Source organism: Paraburkholderia sp. DD10 (genome assembly GCF_049177125.1).
In the GTDB taxonomy this organism is placed as follows: Bacteria; Pseudomonadota; Gammaproteobacteria; order Burkholderiales; family Burkholderiaceae; genus Paraburkholderia; species Paraburkholderia terricola.
The window spans coordinates 3,630,243-3,644,954 of sequence record NZ_CP185393.1 but is presented as its reverse complement, the minus strand read 5'-3'; the positions used below and the strand labels follow the sequence as shown (position 1 = coordinate 3,644,954).

General features: G+C 64.7%; 14 protein-coding genes. 10 read left to right on the top strand and 4 right to left on the bottom strand.

Annotation, left to right across the window (positions count from 1 at the left end; all coding sequences use genetic code 11):
• Positions 1-12 precede the first annotated feature (12 nt).
• A complete protein-coding gene (locus ACOCG7_RS31850) occupies positions 13-1,209 on the bottom strand; it encodes an IS4 family transposase (RefSeq protein ID WP_421380594.1) in 1,197 nt (398 codons plus the stop codon).
• Positions 1,210-2,096: 887 nt separating this feature from the next.
• The gene (locus ACOCG7_RS31845; RefSeq protein ID WP_114161999.1) at positions 2,097-3,293 is read right to left on the bottom strand and encodes an IS4 family transposase; all 1,197 of its coding nucleotides are present in this window, start codon (positions 3,291-3,293) and stop codon (positions 2,097-2,099) included.
• A gap of 500 nt (positions 3,294-3,793) precedes the next feature.
• Here ACOCG7_RS31845 and bioA point away from each other — a divergent pair, with 500 nt between their 5' ends.
• From bioA to bioB, 4 genes are read left to right on the top strand one after another with little or no spacing between them, the layout of a single operon-like run.
• Complete coding sequence (gene bioA, locus ACOCG7_RS31840) at positions 3,794-5,155, top strand: adenosylmethionine--8-amino-7-oxononanoate transaminase (RefSeq protein ID WP_073432205.1); 1,362 nt, start codon at positions 3,794-3,796, stop codon at positions 5,153-5,155.
• Positions 5,155-6,339, top strand: a complete 1,185-nt coding sequence (gene bioF, locus ACOCG7_RS31835; RefSeq protein ID WP_073432206.1) for an 8-amino-7-oxononanoate synthase — start codon at positions 5,155-5,157, stop codon at positions 6,337-6,339. Before bioA ends, bioF begins: the two co-directional genes overlap by 1 nt.
• Positions 6,336-7,055, top strand: a complete 720-nt coding sequence (gene bioD, locus ACOCG7_RS31830; RefSeq protein WP_073432207.1) for a dethiobiotin synthase — start codon at positions 6,336-6,338, stop codon at positions 7,053-7,055. The genes bioF and bioD overlap by 4 nt, the downstream gene beginning before the upstream one ends.
• Before the next feature lie 33 nt (positions 7,056-7,088).
• A complete protein-coding gene (gene bioB, locus ACOCG7_RS31825; protein WP_073432208.1) occupies positions 7,089-8,201 on the top strand; it encodes a biotin synthase BioB in 1,113 nt (370 codons plus the stop codon).
• 91 nt (positions 8,202-8,292) lie between these two features.
• Here the strand turns inward: bioB and ACOCG7_RS31820 are convergent, their stop codons facing one another.
• Both ACOCG7_RS31820 and ACOCG7_RS31815 read right to left on the bottom strand, forming a co-directional pair.
• Entirely contained in the window at positions 8,293-9,318 is a 1,026-nt protein-coding gene (locus ACOCG7_RS31820; RefSeq protein WP_073432209.1) for a sulfate ABC transporter substrate-binding protein, read from the bottom strand.
• Between the two features lie 126 nt (positions 9,319-9,444).
• Positions 9,445-10,047, bottom strand: a complete 603-nt coding sequence (locus tag ACOCG7_RS31815) for an RBBP9/YdeN family alpha/beta hydrolase (protein WP_073432210.1) — start codon at positions 10,045-10,047, stop codon at positions 9,445-9,447.
• Between the two features lie 371 nt (positions 10,048-10,418).
• On the opposite strand from ACOCG7_RS31815, the gene ACOCG7_RS31810 reads away from it, so the two are divergent.
• The 6 genes from ACOCG7_RS31810 (at position 10,419) to ACOCG7_RS31785 (ending at position 14,514) form a co-directional block, all read left to right on the top strand.
• Positions 10,419-11,360 carry a 2-hydroxyacid dehydrogenase gene (locus tag ACOCG7_RS31810; RefSeq protein WP_073432211.1) on the top strand — a complete coding sequence of 314 codons (942 nt, stop codon included), beginning with the start codon at positions 10,419-10,421 and terminating at the stop codon, positions 11,358-11,360.
• A gap of 75 nt (positions 11,361-11,435) precedes the next feature.
• A complete protein-coding gene (locus ACOCG7_RS31805) occupies positions 11,436-12,362 on the top strand; it encodes a hydroxymethylglutaryl-CoA lyase (protein WP_073432212.1) in 927 nt (308 codons plus the stop codon).
• A gap of 29 nt (positions 12,363-12,391) precedes the next feature.
• Positions 12,392-12,913, top strand: coding sequence for a YbaK/EbsC family protein (locus ACOCG7_RS31800; RefSeq protein ID WP_114161776.1), 522 nt, complete (start codon positions 12,392-12,394; stop codon positions 12,911-12,913).
• A gap of 4 nt (positions 12,914-12,917) precedes the next feature.
• Positions 12,918-13,145: a DUF1289 domain-containing protein gene (locus ACOCG7_RS31795; protein WP_073432214.1), complete on the top strand. Its 228-nt coding sequence runs from the start codon at positions 12,918-12,920 to the stop codon at positions 13,143-13,145.
• Entirely contained in the window at positions 13,142-13,597 is a 456-nt protein-coding gene (locus tag ACOCG7_RS31790) for a MaoC family dehydratase (RefSeq protein ID WP_073432215.1), read from the top strand. The genes ACOCG7_RS31795 and ACOCG7_RS31790 overlap by 4 nt, the downstream gene beginning before the upstream one ends.
• Entirely contained in the window at positions 13,594-14,514 is a 921-nt protein-coding gene (locus ACOCG7_RS31785; protein ID WP_421378730.1) for an MBL fold metallo-hydrolase, read from the top strand. Before ACOCG7_RS31790 ends, ACOCG7_RS31785 begins: the two co-directional genes overlap by 4 nt.
• The last annotated feature ends 198 nt before the right edge of the window (positions 14,515-14,712 follow it).

The following is a 14,712-nucleotide window of genomic DNA, read 5'->3' as shown; positions in this document are numbered from 1 at the left end:
AGCCCCGCTGCATCAAGCGAGTTTGTACGCGAGATGGAAGTGGGGCTTGGCTTTTCTGGGTGGTCTTGGATAGGAGCGTGAGGGCTGTGTCCGGCATCGGGTCTGGTGGATCATTTCCAGCACACCGGCGAGGCCGTCCAGACAGCGCTGGATGCGCAGAAGACACGCGCCGAGGATGGGCTTGAGTGCGCCCAGTGCATACACCCGGTTAGGACGGCTGGCATGTCTGTCGTCGTGCGGCGCATCGAGATCGCTGAGCAGTGTGCACAGGTTGTCGGCGAGGATTTTTGCGCCGAAGTCCTGCTGTAACGCCAGGTAATCGAGGCCTGTGACGGCTTCCAGCCGCAGCCGGTGCTTGAGTCGTTTGAATGCTTCCTCGACCCGCCAGCGCTGGTGATAGAGCGCGCCGAACGATGCCGCCGGATAACGCCCGCCATCGAGCAGCGAGGTCATCAGCACACGCACGCGACCGCCCGGCGTGACGTCGCGGATCAGGCGCACAGTCGTGGGCGTACGCGCCAGTTCATAGGCGCGGGCATCCGGTTCGCTGGGCGCTTCCAGTGTCACCACATGCTCGGCTTTACCGCTGCGGGTAAAGGCGCTGACGCATTTCCAGTTACGCGCATCGACGCGCATGCAGAACGGGATTTCGCGCTGTGCGAGCGCCGCCACCATCGCGTTGCCGATATAGCCGCGATCGAGCAGCAGCAGGTCGGTATGCGGTTGCAGTACATCGAGGGCTTCGAACAGCATCTGCCGCTCGCCGCCGTCGGCGGGATGAAGTGCAGCGTGCAGGGTCAGTTCGGAACCCGGCAGGAACAGCGCAAACGCGTAGTGATCGGCGCGCAGTTCATGGCCGCGACGCGTGCCCACACGCAGGCGGCTACCGTCAGCGGCGACCAGCCTCAGGCCGTGCCAGCGCATCGAATCGATATGGGGTTGGGCCAGCGAGATCAGGCGGGCGCGGGCCAGCTCGAACAGTTCGGCAGACACTCCCCGTCGCGCCTTGCTGAAGGCCTGTGCGCTGACAGCGCGGGTGCGCCCGCCGCTGCTTCCCAGTGCGCCGAATAGCGCGTCAAGTTCGGCCTGCACACTGGCGCACATGCCGGACATCATCAGCGCGGCCATGCGCGGCAAGGTCAGTGTGCGATTGCGGGTAAAGGCAGTGGGAGAACGACGCACGCGATCGGCGAGCGCCGGATCGAGCAGGAAATCGGAGAACTCAGCCAGAAGCCGCGAGGACGCTGGTATTTGAGTTCATATCGTTGATTTATCAGTGAGTTATGCGATGAAGTTTACAGGGGCAATGCCTCGTTTACAAGCTCTTTGAGGCTTAAGTTGAGAGCATTGCTGTGCGGGGCGGCACCTACTTTCTTTGCCGCCGCAAAGAAAGTAGGCAAAGAAAGCGGCTCACACCGCCAGCTTTGAAGCGGGTCTCCTGGCTTGGAGGGCATCGTGGTGCATCTGGAATCCGTGTTCCCGCACACTCCGCGTTCGTGACACAGCAGTCATTCTTCCGGCGACGCTGCGCGCGCCGTCGCGGTACTTCATAAAGTCGCACGGCGCTTTTGCGGTCGGCAGCAGTTCTCGATGCCCAGACAAACCGCCGTCAGCCGCAGTTCTCCAAACCAATAGCGGTGCGTGGGCACGGCGTCACTGCATCGAATGCCGGCGACTTGCCGACAACTTGCCGGCGCATCGGCGCGCGGCCGGACGCTCAGCGCGGCGACCGGCGACCCGCCCCACAATCCACAACCGGTGTCCTGCAACCAGCGACACATCTGAAACAGCACCTGGCTTTTCGGCGTCTCGCCGAGGCGAAGCCGATGGCCCCCACCGCGCCCAATGAAACCGCTGGTTTCCGTGCGCGCCGCTTCCGGCGAGCGCGCAGCGCGAGGCGGGAAGTATGACTGCCTTGTCACGAACGCCGAATGCGCGAGAACACGGATTCCAGATGCACCACTGCCCCCTCCAAGCCAGGAGACCCGCTTCAAAGCTGGCGGTGTGAGCCGCTTTCTTTGCCTACTTTCTTTGCGGCGGCAAAGAAAGTAGGTGCCGCCCCGCACAGCAATGCTCTCAACTTAAGCCCCGCTGCATCAAGCGAGTTTGTACGCGAGATGGAAGTGGGGCTTGGCTTTTCTGGGTGGTCTTGGATAGGAGCGTGAGGGCTGTATCCGGCATCGGGTCTGGTGGATCATTTCCAGCACACCGGCGAGGCCGTCCAGACAGCGCTGGATGCGCAGAAGACACGCGCCGAGGATGGGCTTGAGTGCGCCCAGTGCATACACCCGGTTAGGACGGCTGGCATGTCTGTCGTCGTGCGGCGCATCGAGATCGCTGAGCAGTGTGCACAGGTTGTCGGCGAGGATTTTTGCGCCGAAGTCCTGCTGTAACGCCAGGTAATCGAGGCCTGTGACGGCTTCCAGCCGCAGCCGGTGCTTGAGTCGTTTGAATGCTTCCTCGACCCGCCAGCGCTGGTGATAGAGCGCGCCGAACGATGCCGCCGGATAACGCCCGCCATCGAGCAGCGAGGTCATCAGCACACGCACGCGACCGCCCGGCGTGACGTCGCGGATCAGGCGCACAGTCGTGGGCGTACGCGCCAGTTCATAGGCGCGGGCATCCGGTTCGCTGGGCGCTTCCAGTGTCACCACATGCTCGGCTTTACCGCTGCGGGTAAAGGCGCTGACGCATTTCCAGTTACGCGCATCGACGCGCATGCAGAACGGGATTTCGCGCTGTGCGAGCGCCGCCACCATCGCGTTGCCGATATAGCCGCGATCGAGCAGCAGCAGGTCGGTATGCGGTTGCAGTACATCGAGGGCTTCGAACAGCATCTGCCGCTCGCCGCCGTCGGCGGGATGAAGTGCAGCGTGCAGGGTCAGTTCGGAACCCGGCAGGAACAGCGCAAACGCGTAGTGATCGGCGCGCAGTTCATGGCCGCGACGCGTGCCCACACGCAGGCGGCTACCGTCAGCGGCGACCAGCCTCAGGCCGTGCCAGCGCATCGAATCGATATGGGGTTGGGCCAGCGAGATCAGGCGGGCGCGGGCCAGCTCGAACAGTTCGGCAGACACTCCCCGTCGCGCCTTGCTGAAGGCCTGTGCGCTGACAGCGCGGGTGCGCCCGCCGCTGCTTCCCAGTGCGCCGAATAGCGCGTCAAGTTCGGCCTGCACACTGGCGCACATGCCGGACATCATCAGCGCGGCCATGCGCGGCAAGGTCAGTGTGCGATTGCGGGTAAAGGCAGTGGGAGAACGACGCACGCGATCGGCGAGCGCCGGATCGAGCAGGAAATCGGAGAACTCAGCCAGAAGCCGCGAGGACGCTGGTATTTGAGTTCATATCGTTGATTTATCAGTGAGTTATGCGATGAAGTTTACAGGGGCAATGCCTCGTTTACAAGCTCTTTGAGGCTTAAGTTGAGAGCATTGCCCCGCACAGGGGCAACGCCAATAGACCACTAACAAATCAAGCAAAGGCCAAGATAAGGAAAGGCCAAAACGCGCAAAACAACAGCGCCGAGCAGGCCAAACCCCACCTACATCCCACTACTTTGCCGTCGTCAACTGCACCGATCAGCGACCTTCACGAGAAAACAGAAACGACCTGCGTCGAACAGCCCCAAACCCCAGCCCAGCAAGCAAAACCCCAAATTCCAGCGCAGGTGCGCGCAACGAAATAAACCGCTAATCTCGACCCCGCGCGCATCGCCAAACGCCGCGCGCAGCGCAACGAAACGGCCCTAAAAAGCCCTACGCGCAGCGGCAAAAAGCATCCTGGAGTACCCGCTTTGCAAAACCCGGCAACACAACCGTCATCACGAGAAGACTGGATCGCCCGCAGCCTGCGCGCCATCTGGCACCCCTGCACGCAGATGAAGCACCACGAGCGTCTGCCGCTCATTCCCGTCGCGCGCGGCCAGGGCGCGTGGCTTTACGACCGCGCCGATCACCGTTATCTGGACGCGATCAGCTCCTGGTGGGTCAACCTGTTCGGCCACGCGAACCCGCGCATCAACGCGGCGCTGAAAGACCAGCTCGACACGCTCGAACACGCGATGCTCGCGGGCTGCACGCACGAGCCGGCCATCGAACTCGCGGAGCGCCTCGGCGCGCTCACCGGCAACACGCTCGGCCACGCGTTCTTCGCGTCCGATGGCGCATCCGCCGTCGAAATAGCGCTGAAGATGAGCTTCCACTCATGGCGCAATCGCGGCTTCGCCGACAAGCAGGAATTCGTCTGCCTCGCCAACAGCTACCACGGCGAGACCATCGGCGCGCTCGGCGTCACCGACGTCGCGCTCTTCAAGGACGCCTACGACCCGTTGATCCGTCACGCGCACGTCGTCGCGTCGCCCGATGCGCGTCTCGCGCAGCCTGGCGAGACCGCCGACGACGTCGCGCGCCGCGCGCTCGATCACGTGCGCTCGCTATTCGAAGCGCGCGCCGACACAATCGCCGCGCTGATCGTCGAGCCGCTCGTGCAATGCGCAGCCGGCATGGCGATGCACGACGCGTCGTATCTCGCCGGATTGCGCGCGTTGTGCGACCAGTACGGCGTGCATCTGATCGCCGATGAAATCGCCGTCGGTTGCGGCCGCACCGGCACGTTCTTCGCATGCGAGCAGGCGGGCATCTGGCCGGACTTTCTGTGTCTGTCGAAAGGCATTAGCGGCGGTTATCTGCCGCTCTCGATCGTGTTGTCGCGCGATGAAATCTTCGCGGCCTTCTATCACGACGACACCGCGCGCGGCTTCCTGCATTCGCATTCCTACACCGGCAATCCGCTCGCGTGCCGCGCGGCGCTCGCCACGCTCGACCTGTTCGCGAGCGACAACGTCCTCGCCGTCAACGCGCAGAAGTCCGCGAAACTGAAGGCCGCGCTTGCTCCGCTCGCTGGGCACGAGCAGGTGCGCAATCCGCGCCAGTGCGGCACGATCTTCGCGTTCGACGCGGTGATCGACGACGCTCAACACGCGAGGACATTCTCGCGCCGCTTCTTCGAAAACGCGTTGCAGCGCGAGCTGCTGCTGCGCCCGATTTCGACCACCGTGTATCTGATGCCGCCGTACATTCTCGACGACGAAGAACTCGCGCTGCTCGCCTCGCGCACTCATGAAACGTTCGAAGCCACGCTCGCGGAGGCGCGCTAATGCACTTGCTCGACACACTTGCACAAGGCCTGAAGGACATCGACGCACGCGGCCTGCGCCGTCACCGCCGCACCGCCGACACGCCGTGCGCCGCGCACATGACGGTGGACGGCCGCGAGATCATCGGCTTCGCCAGTAACGACTACCTCGGCCTCGCCGCGCATCCGCAACTGATCGCCGCGATCGGGGAAGGCGCGCGGCGCTATGGCGCGGGCAGCGGCGGTTCGCATCTGCTCGGCGGCCACTCGCGCGCGCATGCGCAACTCGAAGACGACCTCGCGGAATTCGTCGGCGGCTTCGTCGACAATGCGCGCGCGCTGTACTTCAGCACCGGCTACATGGCGAACCTCGCGACGCTCACCGCGCTCGCGGGCCGCGGCACGACGCTTTTCTCCGACGCGTTGAATCACGCGTCGCTGATCGACGGCGCGCGCCTGTCGCGCGCCGACGTGCAGATCTACCCGCACTGCGATACCGAAGCGTTGAGCGCGATGCTCGACGCTTCCGACGCGGAAGTGAAAGTGATCGTCTCCGATACGGTGTTCAGCATGGACGGCGATATCGCGCCGCTGCCGCGTCTGCTGGAACTCGCTGAGCAACACGGCGCGTGGCTGATTCTCGACGACGCGCATGGCTTCGGCGTGCTCGGTCCGCAAGGCCGCGGCGCGATCGCGCAGGCCGCGCTGCGCTCGCCGAACCTGATTTCGATCGGCACGCTCGGCAAGGCGGCGGGCGTCTCGGGCGCGTTCGTCGTCGCGCACGGCACCGTGATCGAATGGCTCGTGCAGCGCGCGCGTCCGTACATTTTCACCACGGCCTCGGTGCCTGCCGCCGCGTATGCGGTGTCGGCGAGTTTGCGCATCATCGGCGGCGACGAAGGCGATGCGCGGCGCGCGCATCTTCGGCAATTGATCGAACGCACGCGTGAGATGCTGAAAGCCACGCCGTGGCTTCCGGTCGATTCGCATACCGCCGTGCAGCCGCTCGTCATCGGCGCGAACGAAGCCACGCTCGACATCGCCGCCCTGCTCGACCGCGCGGGTCTGTGGGTGCCGGCGATTCGTCCGCCGACCGTGCCCACCGGCACGTCGCGCTTGCGTATTTCGCTTTCCGCCGCGCACGCGCAAGCGGATCTCGACCGGCTCGAAGCGGGCCTTCAACAAGCGGGAGCGAAAGCGGCATGAGCACGGCGCTGTCTCTCTTCGTCACCGGCACCGATACGGAAATCGGCAAGACGTTCGTTTCGTCGGCGCTGTTGCGCGGCTTCGTTCGCGAAGGCCTGCAAGCCGCCGCGATGAAGCCGATCGCCGCCGGCGCGTTCGAACTCGACGGCGTTCTGCATAACGAGGACGCGGATCAACTCGACGCCGCATCGAACGTCTTGTTGCCGCCCGACATTCGCACGCCCTATCTGCTGAAAGAACCGGCCGCGCCGCACATCGCGGCCGCGCTGGAAAACGTCACCTTCGATATCGCGCACATCGTCGCTTGCCATGCCGAAGCTGTGAAACGCGCGGACGTCGTGGTCGTGGAAGGCGTCGGCGGCTTTCGCGTGCCGTTGACGGCGACTGCGGACACCGCCGATCTCGCCGTCGCCTTGAAGCTGCCGGTCGTGCTGGTGGTCGGCCTGCGCCTCGGCTGCATCAACCATGCGCTGCTCACCGCCGAAGCGATCGCCGCGCGCGGACTGACGCTGGCCGGCTGGGTGGCGAACCGCGTCGACCCCGACATGACGTTCCCCGACGAAAACATCGCGTCGATCCGCGAGCATCTTGCGCGCGAACACGACGCGCCCTTGCTCGGCATCGTGCCGCATCTGAGTCCGGCTTCGCCCGAACTCGCGGCGGACCGGCTCGACATCGACCGACTCTTGCAGACGCTGCGCGACGCGCGGCGCTGATCAACATCACATCCATCCATGAGGATTGACGACATGACGCAACTGAACATCGCTCCGACGCCGGTCGACACGGCGGCCGCCAACAACAATGCCAATCACAACGCCAATAGCGCCGCATCGGACAGCAAACAGCTCGCGCGCTGGCGCGTCGCCGACATCGTCGCGCTGTACGAACTGCCGTTCAACGATCTGATGTTCCGCGCGCAGCAAACACATCGCGAGCATTTCGACGCGAACACCGTGCAACTGTCGACGCTGCTGTCGATCAAGACGGGCGGCTGCGAGGAAGATTGCGCGTACTGTCCGCAGTCGGTGCATCACGACACGGGCCTGCAGGCCGACAAGCTGATGCCGGTCGACGAAGTCCTCGCCGCCGCGCGCGCCGCCAAGCAAAACGGCGCAACGCGCTTTTGCATGGGCGCCGCGTGGCGCAATCCGAAAGACCGGCACCTGGAGCCGATCAAGGACATGATCCGCGGCGTGAAGGCGATGGGTCTCGAAACCTGCGTGACGCTCGGCATGCTGGAGACGCACCAGGCGCAAGCTCTGCGCGAAGCGGGCCTCGACTACTACAACCACAACCTCGATACGTCGCCGGAGTTCTACGGCCAGATCATTTCGACGCGCACGTATCAGGACCGTCTCGACACGCTCGAACGGGTGCGCGACGCGGGCATCAACGTGTGCTGCGGCGGCATCGTCGGTTTGGGCGAGTCGCGCCGCGAGCGGGCTGGCTTGATCGCGCAACTGGCGAACATGGAGCCGTATCCCGAGTCGGTGCCGATCAACAACCTGGTGCAAGTGGAAGGCACGCCGCTGACCGGCACGGAAGCGATCGACCCATTCGAGTTCGTGCGCACGATCGCAATTGCACGCATCACGATGCCGCGCGCGATGGTGCGTCTGTCGGCGGGACGCGAGCAGATGAACGAAGCGTTGCAGGCCATGTGCTTTCTCGCCGGCGCGAATTCGATTTTCTATGGCGATCAGTTGCTGACCACCAGCAATCCGCAAGCGGAGGCGGATCGCAAGCTGTTGGAGCGCCTGGGGATTCGGGCGGAAGCGGCGCAACAGATGCCGCTCGATCAGAGCGGTTGCGAGCATGGCTGCGAACACGGTCATGACTCGCACGCTGCGCCCAACTAAACGCAACAAGCGCATGCGATAGCAATTCGCGCAATAAAAAAGGCCGCCTCGGTAACGAACCGAAGGCGGCCTTTGTGCTTCACGCGAAGCTTTACTTCCTATCCACGATGATCTGATCGAACGTCCCGCCATCGGAGAAATGCGTTTGCTGCGCTTTCTGCCAGCTACCGAACATCTCTTCGACGGTGAAGGTCTTGATCGGCTTGAACTCCGCCTCATGCTTGGCGAGCACGTTCCTGTCGCGCGGACGCAGATGATGTTGCGCGATGATTTCCTGCGCGGCCGCCGACCACAGATAGTCGAGATACGCCTGCGCTTCCTTGCGCGTGCCGCGCTTGTCCACCACCTTGTCGACGATCGCCACGGGCGGCGCCGCCAGCAAGCTCACCGACGGATACACCGCTTCGAAATTGCCCGCGCCCACACCTGTGTTCATCAGCGCGACTTCGTTTTCGAACGTCACCAGCACGTCGCCGATGCCGCGCTGCGTGAACGTGGTGGTCGCGCCGCGGCCGCCCGTGTCGAGCACCGGCACGTTCCTGAAGATCGCTTTTTCGAAGTCGAGCGCCTGCGCGTCGGTGCCGCCGTGCTGCTTGCGATAACCCCACGCGGCCAGATACGTATAGCGGCCGTTACCCGAGGTCTTGGGATTGGCGATCACCACCTGCACGCCGGGCTTGGCGAGATCGTCCCAGTCCTTGATGTGCTTCGGGTTGCCCTTGCGCACGAGGAACACCATCGTCGTGGTGTACGGCGCGCTGTCGTTCGGCATGCGCGCACGCCAGTTGGTCGGCACCAGTTGGCCCTTTTCGGCGAGCAGGTCGATGTCGTTCGGCTGGTTCATCGTCACGACGTCGGCCTGCAAGCCTTGCAGCACCGACAAGGCCTGCGCGCTCGACGCGCCGTGCGACTGGCGGATCGACACGGTCTCGCCGGTCTTCTGCTTGTACGCCGCGATGAAGCCGGCGTTGATGTCCTTGTACAACTCGCGCGTCACGTCGTACGAGACGTTGAGCAACGACGCTTGCGCGTGCGCCGTCGACACGCCGCCGAGCGCGAGCGTGATTGCCGTCATGCCGGCTGCCAGCCAGCGCGATGTGCCCGTCTTGCCTGCCATCTTGTCCCCGCCTATCGATGATGAAAACCGGTGGCCGCACGAACGCGCGGCATGAAGCGGGATTCTAACGGATCGCTTACTGGCTCACTCGTGCCGGGGCCGGTGCATCGAGCGCGGCGCGAAGCCTCAAACGAATGCGTGCTGCGCGGCCTCGAAGGCATCCTCGCGAAAGCGCAATGGCGCGGCGCAATGCACCAGCGTGTCGATGAAATACTTGGCTCGCGGCCAGGGGCCGAAACCGGCCGCGGTGTTGATATGTCCCGCGTCGCCGAGATTGACGAACGCGCTGCCGAAACGCTGCGCGAGATCGCGCGAACCGGCGAGCGGCATCCACGGATCGGTTTCGCTGCCGATCAGGATCGACGGCACGCCGAGGCGCCGCGCGTCGAACGTTCCCGCGAAGCCGAATTTCTCCGGGCTCGCGGGCGCGACGAACAGCACGCCGACCACGTCGTTCGCATACGACGCCTGCTGCAACGCATGCGCGGTCGCGAGGCAACCGAAGCTATGCGCGGCCAGCACGAACGGTCCGCGCTCGCGCGCGAGCAGATCGCGCAGCGACTTCGCCCATAGTGCGAGGTCCGGCGCGTCCCAGTCGGCCTGTTCGACGCGCAGCGAGCGCGCGAACTGCCGCTCCAGCCATGTTTGCCAATGCGCGCCCTCGCTGCCGTGCAGACCGGGCACGGTCACGAGCCGCGGCGGCCATGTCGATTTGGTGCATGAAAGCATGTCTGTCCCTCGCAAAGGGAATCCGGGAAGGTATTGTCCCGCTGCGCGCCGCGCGAACGAACCAAGTTTTTGTGCTTTGTTTATCGGGCTAAATGGCGGTCGAGATGGCGGCGCCGTGACTGTCGACGTAGCAGGCGACGTGGCCGGCGACTGGCCCGAGCGACGGCCGGTGCCATGTGCCGCGTGACCGGCGAATTGCACGGCCGTCCGCAAACGCGCGCGATCGGCGTCGAAAAAGTAGAATGAAGCCTACCCATAAAAGGAGGAGGCTCCATGCCGCAAGCGTCGTCTGAAGCGCCGCGCGCGTCGCAGCCGTCACAAGGGGCCTTCCCCGCAATCCGCCCCGACAACGCAGGCGTCTTTCTGACCGTATGAAAATCCTCTTCTACATGCCGCATGCCGATGCCGCCGCCTGGCTTCACGACTTTGCCCGCGCGCTGCCCGAGGCCGATCTGCGCGAGTGGCAGCCTGGCGACACCGCGCCGGCGGACTTCGCGGTCGTGTGGCGGCCGCCGCGCGAGATGCTGGCCGGCCGCGACGACTTGCGCGCGATCTTCAATCTGGGCGCGGGCGTGGATGCGATCCTCGCGCTCGAAAGCGAACAGCCGGGCATCTTGCCGCGCAACGCCCAGTTGATCCGCCTGGAGGACACCGGCATGGCGCCGCAAATGGCCGAGTACGTCGCGCACGCGGTGCTGCGCTACCTGCGCCGTTTCGACGAATACCAGACGCTGCAAAGCGAACGCCGCTGGGAAGTGCTCGAACCGCATCCGCGCGAGACCTTCACGGTCGGCGTGCTCGGGCTTGGCGTGCTCGGCGCGCATGTCGCGCAAACGCTCGCGGGCTTCGGCATGCCGGTGCGCGGTTATAGCCGCGGCGCGCGGCACATCGAGGGCATCACGACCTTCGCCGGCGAGGCGCAGTTCGATGCCTTTCTCGACGGCGTGAAAGTGCTGGTGAATCTGCTGCCGCATACGCCGGATACAGCCGGCGTGCTGAACGCGCGCACCTTCTCGAAGCTCGCGCGCGGTGCCTATCTGATCAACGTCGCGCGCGGCGGGCATCTGGTCGAACAGGATCTGCTCGAAGCGCTCGCGAGCGGCCAACTCGCCGCCGCCACGCTCGACGTGTTCCGCGAGGAGCCGTTGCCGCCCGATCATCTGTTCTGGCGGGAGCCGCGTATCACGATCACGCCGCACATCTCCGCGCTGACGTTGCGCGAGGAAAGCGTCGCGCAGGTCGCGCGGAAAATCACGGCGCTCGCGCGCGGCGAAACGGTCAGCGGCGTGGTGAATATCGAACGCGGGTATTGAGAGCCGGGTGAGCTTCGAGCAGGCACTGAGAGACATCAATGAAGGAGCGCCGCCAAGCGCGGCAGGAGACACATCATGGCCTTACCGCAGCAAGTGAAAATCGTCGAAGTCGGTCCGCGTGACGGGCTGCAGAACGAAAAGGAATTCGTCGCCACGGCGATCAAGATCGAGTTGATCAACCGCTTATCGGCGGCGGGTTTTCGCAACGTCGAAGCGGCGTCGTTCGTCTCGCCGAAATGGGTGCCGCAAATGGCCGACGGCGCCGACGTCATGGCCGGTATCGAACGGCGCCCAGGCACGATCTACTCGGTGCTGACGCCGAACATGCGCGGCTTCGAAGGCGCGCTCGCCGCGCGCGCCGACGAGATCGTGATTTTCGGCGCGGCCAGCGAAGCGTTTTCGCAGAAGAACATCAATTGCAGCATCGCGGAAAGCATCGACCGGTTCGCACCCGTGGCGCGCGCGGCGAAGGAAAACCGCCTGCGGATTCGCGGTAGCGTGTCGTGCGCGCTGGGCTGCCCGTATCAGGGCGAGGTGCCGGTGGCCTCGGTGGTCGATGTGGTCGAACGTTTCGCGGCGCTCGGCTGCGACGAAATCGACATTGCCGATACGATCGGCGTCGGCACGCCGAAGCGCACGCGCGAAGTGTTCGATGCGGTGACCAAGGTGTTTCCGCGTGAACGTCTGTCGGGCCACTTCCACGACACTTACGGCCAGGCGCTCGCGAACATCTACGCCGCGTTGCAGGAAGGCATCGAGATTTATCACGCGTCGGTGGCGGGGCTCGGCGGCTGTCCGTATGCGAAGGGCGCGACCGGCAACGTCGCGACCGAGGACGTGCTGTATCTGATGAACGGCCTCGGCATCGAAACCGGCATCGACCTCGCGCAAGTCGTGGCGATCGGCGATTTCATCTCGACGTCGATCGGCCGGCCCAACGTATCGCGCGCCGGCAAGGCGCTGCTCGCCAAGGCGCGCAGCGAAGCGGGCAACTGTGTTTGACCTCAGCCAATCAATCAGGATCTAAAACAATGATGGACGACGCTTTCCTCGAATCCGACAATCTCGCCGCGCTGCCCGACTCGGCGCGCCGCGTCGCGCTGTTGCTGCGCGAGCGCGGCCACGCCGGCCGCATCGTGATGCTGCCGGAAACCGGCAAGACTTCCGCCGAAGCCGCCGCCGGGCTCGGCTGCTCGGTCGCGCAGATCGCCAAGTCGATCCTGTTTCGCCGTCGCGAGGACGACGCGCCCGTGCTGGTGGTCGCGAGCGGCGCGAATCGCGTCGACGAGAAGAAGGTGGCCGAGCAGGTCGGCGAGATCGGCCGCGCGGATGCGAAGTTCGTCCGCGAAAAAACCGGCTATGCGATCGGCGGCGTGTGTCCGATCGGCCATGCGACCGAACCGGTGACGCTGATCGATGCCGACCTGCTGACGCTCGACAGCTTGTGGGCCGCGGCGGGCCATCCGCATGCGGTGTTCAATCTCACGGCACAGGAATTGATTACGCTGACGGGTGCGCCGGTGATCGACGTGGCGCTGCGCGAAACCGCGTGAAGCCATGACCGAAAGCCTCGGCCACGACGACGACGGCGCTGCCGTGCCGTCGCCCTGCATCAACGTCTGCAAGATGGACGCGTCGACCGGCTGGTGCGAAGGGTGTCTGCGCAGCATCGACGAAATCGCCGGCTGGTCCTCGTTCGACAACGACGCGAAGCGCGCGGTGTGGGACGCGATCGAGGCGCGTCACGCGCAGCTCATGGCGACGCAAGCGAAGGTGCCGCGATGAACGCGCCGCCGCGCATCGTCACGATAGGCGAGACGTTCAGCTCGACGCTCGCGCTTTCGGCGGAGTCGGTGAAATCGTTCGCCACGCTCGTCAACGACTTGAACCCGTTGCATCACGACGACACCTATGCCGCGCAAAGCCGCTTCGGCGGGTTGATCGCTTCGGGCACGCAGCCGACCGCCTATTTCATGGCGCTGCTGGCGACGCATTTTTCGACCTACGCGCAGCCGCTCGGTCTCGAGTTCGACATCAAGCTGAAAAAGGCGGTCCATGCGAACGACACGCTCACGATCACCTGGCGCGTGCGCGACGCCTACTGGAAGCCGAGCCTGAACGGCGATCTGACGCATCTCGATGGAGCGGTGGTGAACCAGCGCGGCGACACCGTGTTGATCGGCGCCTCCACCGTTCTGGTGATGCCGAAGCCCGAAGCATCGGCGAACGCATCGTGATTGCGCTGCCGCCATCCATCAAGGTATTCGAGCGTGGCTGGCTCTCGTCGAACAACGTGCTGCTGATCGACGATGCGTGCGCCGCGCTCGTCGATACCGGCTATGCGACACATGCGCCGCAAACGCTCGCCCTGGTGCGGCAGACGCTCGGCGCGCGGCCGCTCGATCTGATCGTCAACACGCATCTGCATTCGGATCACTGCGGCGGTAACGCGCTCTTGCAGGCAACGTGGCCGTGCAGGACCGCGATTCCCGTCTCCGAAGCCGACGCCGTGCGCGCATGGGACGAAACGCGTCTGACGTTTCGCGCGACGGGGCAAACTTGCGAGCGCTTCAGCTTCACCGAGACCATCGCGCCCGGCGTGCGGTTGCGGCTCGGCGCGCTCGATTGGCAGGTGCTCGGTGCGCCCGGCCACGATCCGCATTCGCTGATGCTGTATTGCGCGGACGAGCGCATCCTGATCAGCGCGGACGCGCTGTGGGAAAACGGCTTCGGCGTGATTTTCCCCGAGCTGGAAGGTGAAAGCGGTTTCGCCGAGGAACAAGCGGTGCTCGAAGCAATTGCGGAACGGGACGTGCGCCTCGTGATTCCCGGCCACGGCGCGCCTTTCACGAATGTCGGGCAAGCGTTGGAGCGGGCGTTTTCGCGCGTCGCATGGTTGCGAGCCGATCCGGCGCGCAATGCGAGGAATGCGTTGAAGGTGCTGATCGTGTTCAAGCTGCTCGAAGTCCGCGAGATGGGCTTCGACGTCCTGCTGCGAATGCTCGATGAAGCTGCCGCGATGCGCGCCGCCGCGTCGATGCTCAAGCCGCGCGGCGAATGGCCGGCGCTGGTGCGGGAGATCGTCGAGGAACTCGCGGCGCGAAATGGGCCGCTGGCGGTGGACGGCGCGCGCCTTGTCGCCCGTCAGGCTTGACGCTCGCGCGCTGGTGTGGGGTCCAAGCGGCGTGCGGCTAAAAACCGTCGCCACAAAAAGAAAGCCGCTCGACCAATGAGAATGGCGAGCGGCGGAAATTCTGTCGGACGTGATCAGCGTCGTTACGAATGATACGCGCGCCGGATTTGCGACCGCATCAGTGATTTCCCTACAGAAGTTTGACGCCGCGTTTTAATC

What these genes read in the sequence shown, in the direction of transcription:
- bioF (WP_073432206.1), top strand. Translation starts at nt 5,155, where the DNA reads ATGCACTTGCTCGACACACTTGCACAAGGCCTGAAGGACATCGACGCA.
- bioD (WP_073432207.1), top strand. Translation starts at nt 6,336, where the DNA reads ATGAGCACGGCGCTGTCTCTCTTCGTCACCGGCACCGATACGGAAATC.
- bioB (WP_073432208.1), top strand. Translation starts at nt 7,089, where the DNA reads ATGACGCAACTGAACATCGCTCCGACGCCGGTCGACACGGCGGCCGCC.
- ACOCG7_RS31820 (WP_073432209.1), bottom strand. Translation starts at nt 9,318, where the DNA reads ATGGCAGGCAAGACGGGCACATCGCGCTGGCTGGCAGCCGGCATGACG.
- ACOCG7_RS31815 (WP_073432210.1), bottom strand. Translation starts at nt 10,047, where the DNA reads ATGCTTTCATGCACCAAATCGACATGGCCGCCGCGGCTCGTGACCGTG.
- ACOCG7_RS31810 (WP_073432211.1), top strand. Translation starts at nt 10,419, where the DNA reads ATGAAAATCCTCTTCTACATGCCGCATGCCGATGCCGCCGCCTGGCTT.
- ACOCG7_RS31805 (WP_073432212.1), top strand. Translation starts at nt 11,436, where the DNA reads ATGGCCTTACCGCAGCAAGTGAAAATCGTCGAAGTCGGTCCGCGTGAC.
- ACOCG7_RS31800 (WP_114161776.1), top strand. Translation starts at nt 12,392, where the DNA reads ATGATGGACGACGCTTTCCTCGAATCCGACAATCTCGCCGCGCTGCCC.
- ACOCG7_RS31795 (WP_073432214.1), top strand. Translation starts at nt 12,918, where the DNA reads ATGACCGAAAGCCTCGGCCACGACGACGACGGCGCTGCCGTGCCGTCG.
- ACOCG7_RS31790 (WP_073432215.1), top strand. Translation starts at nt 13,142, where the DNA reads ATGAACGCGCCGCCGCGCATCGTCACGATAGGCGAGACGTTCAGCTCG.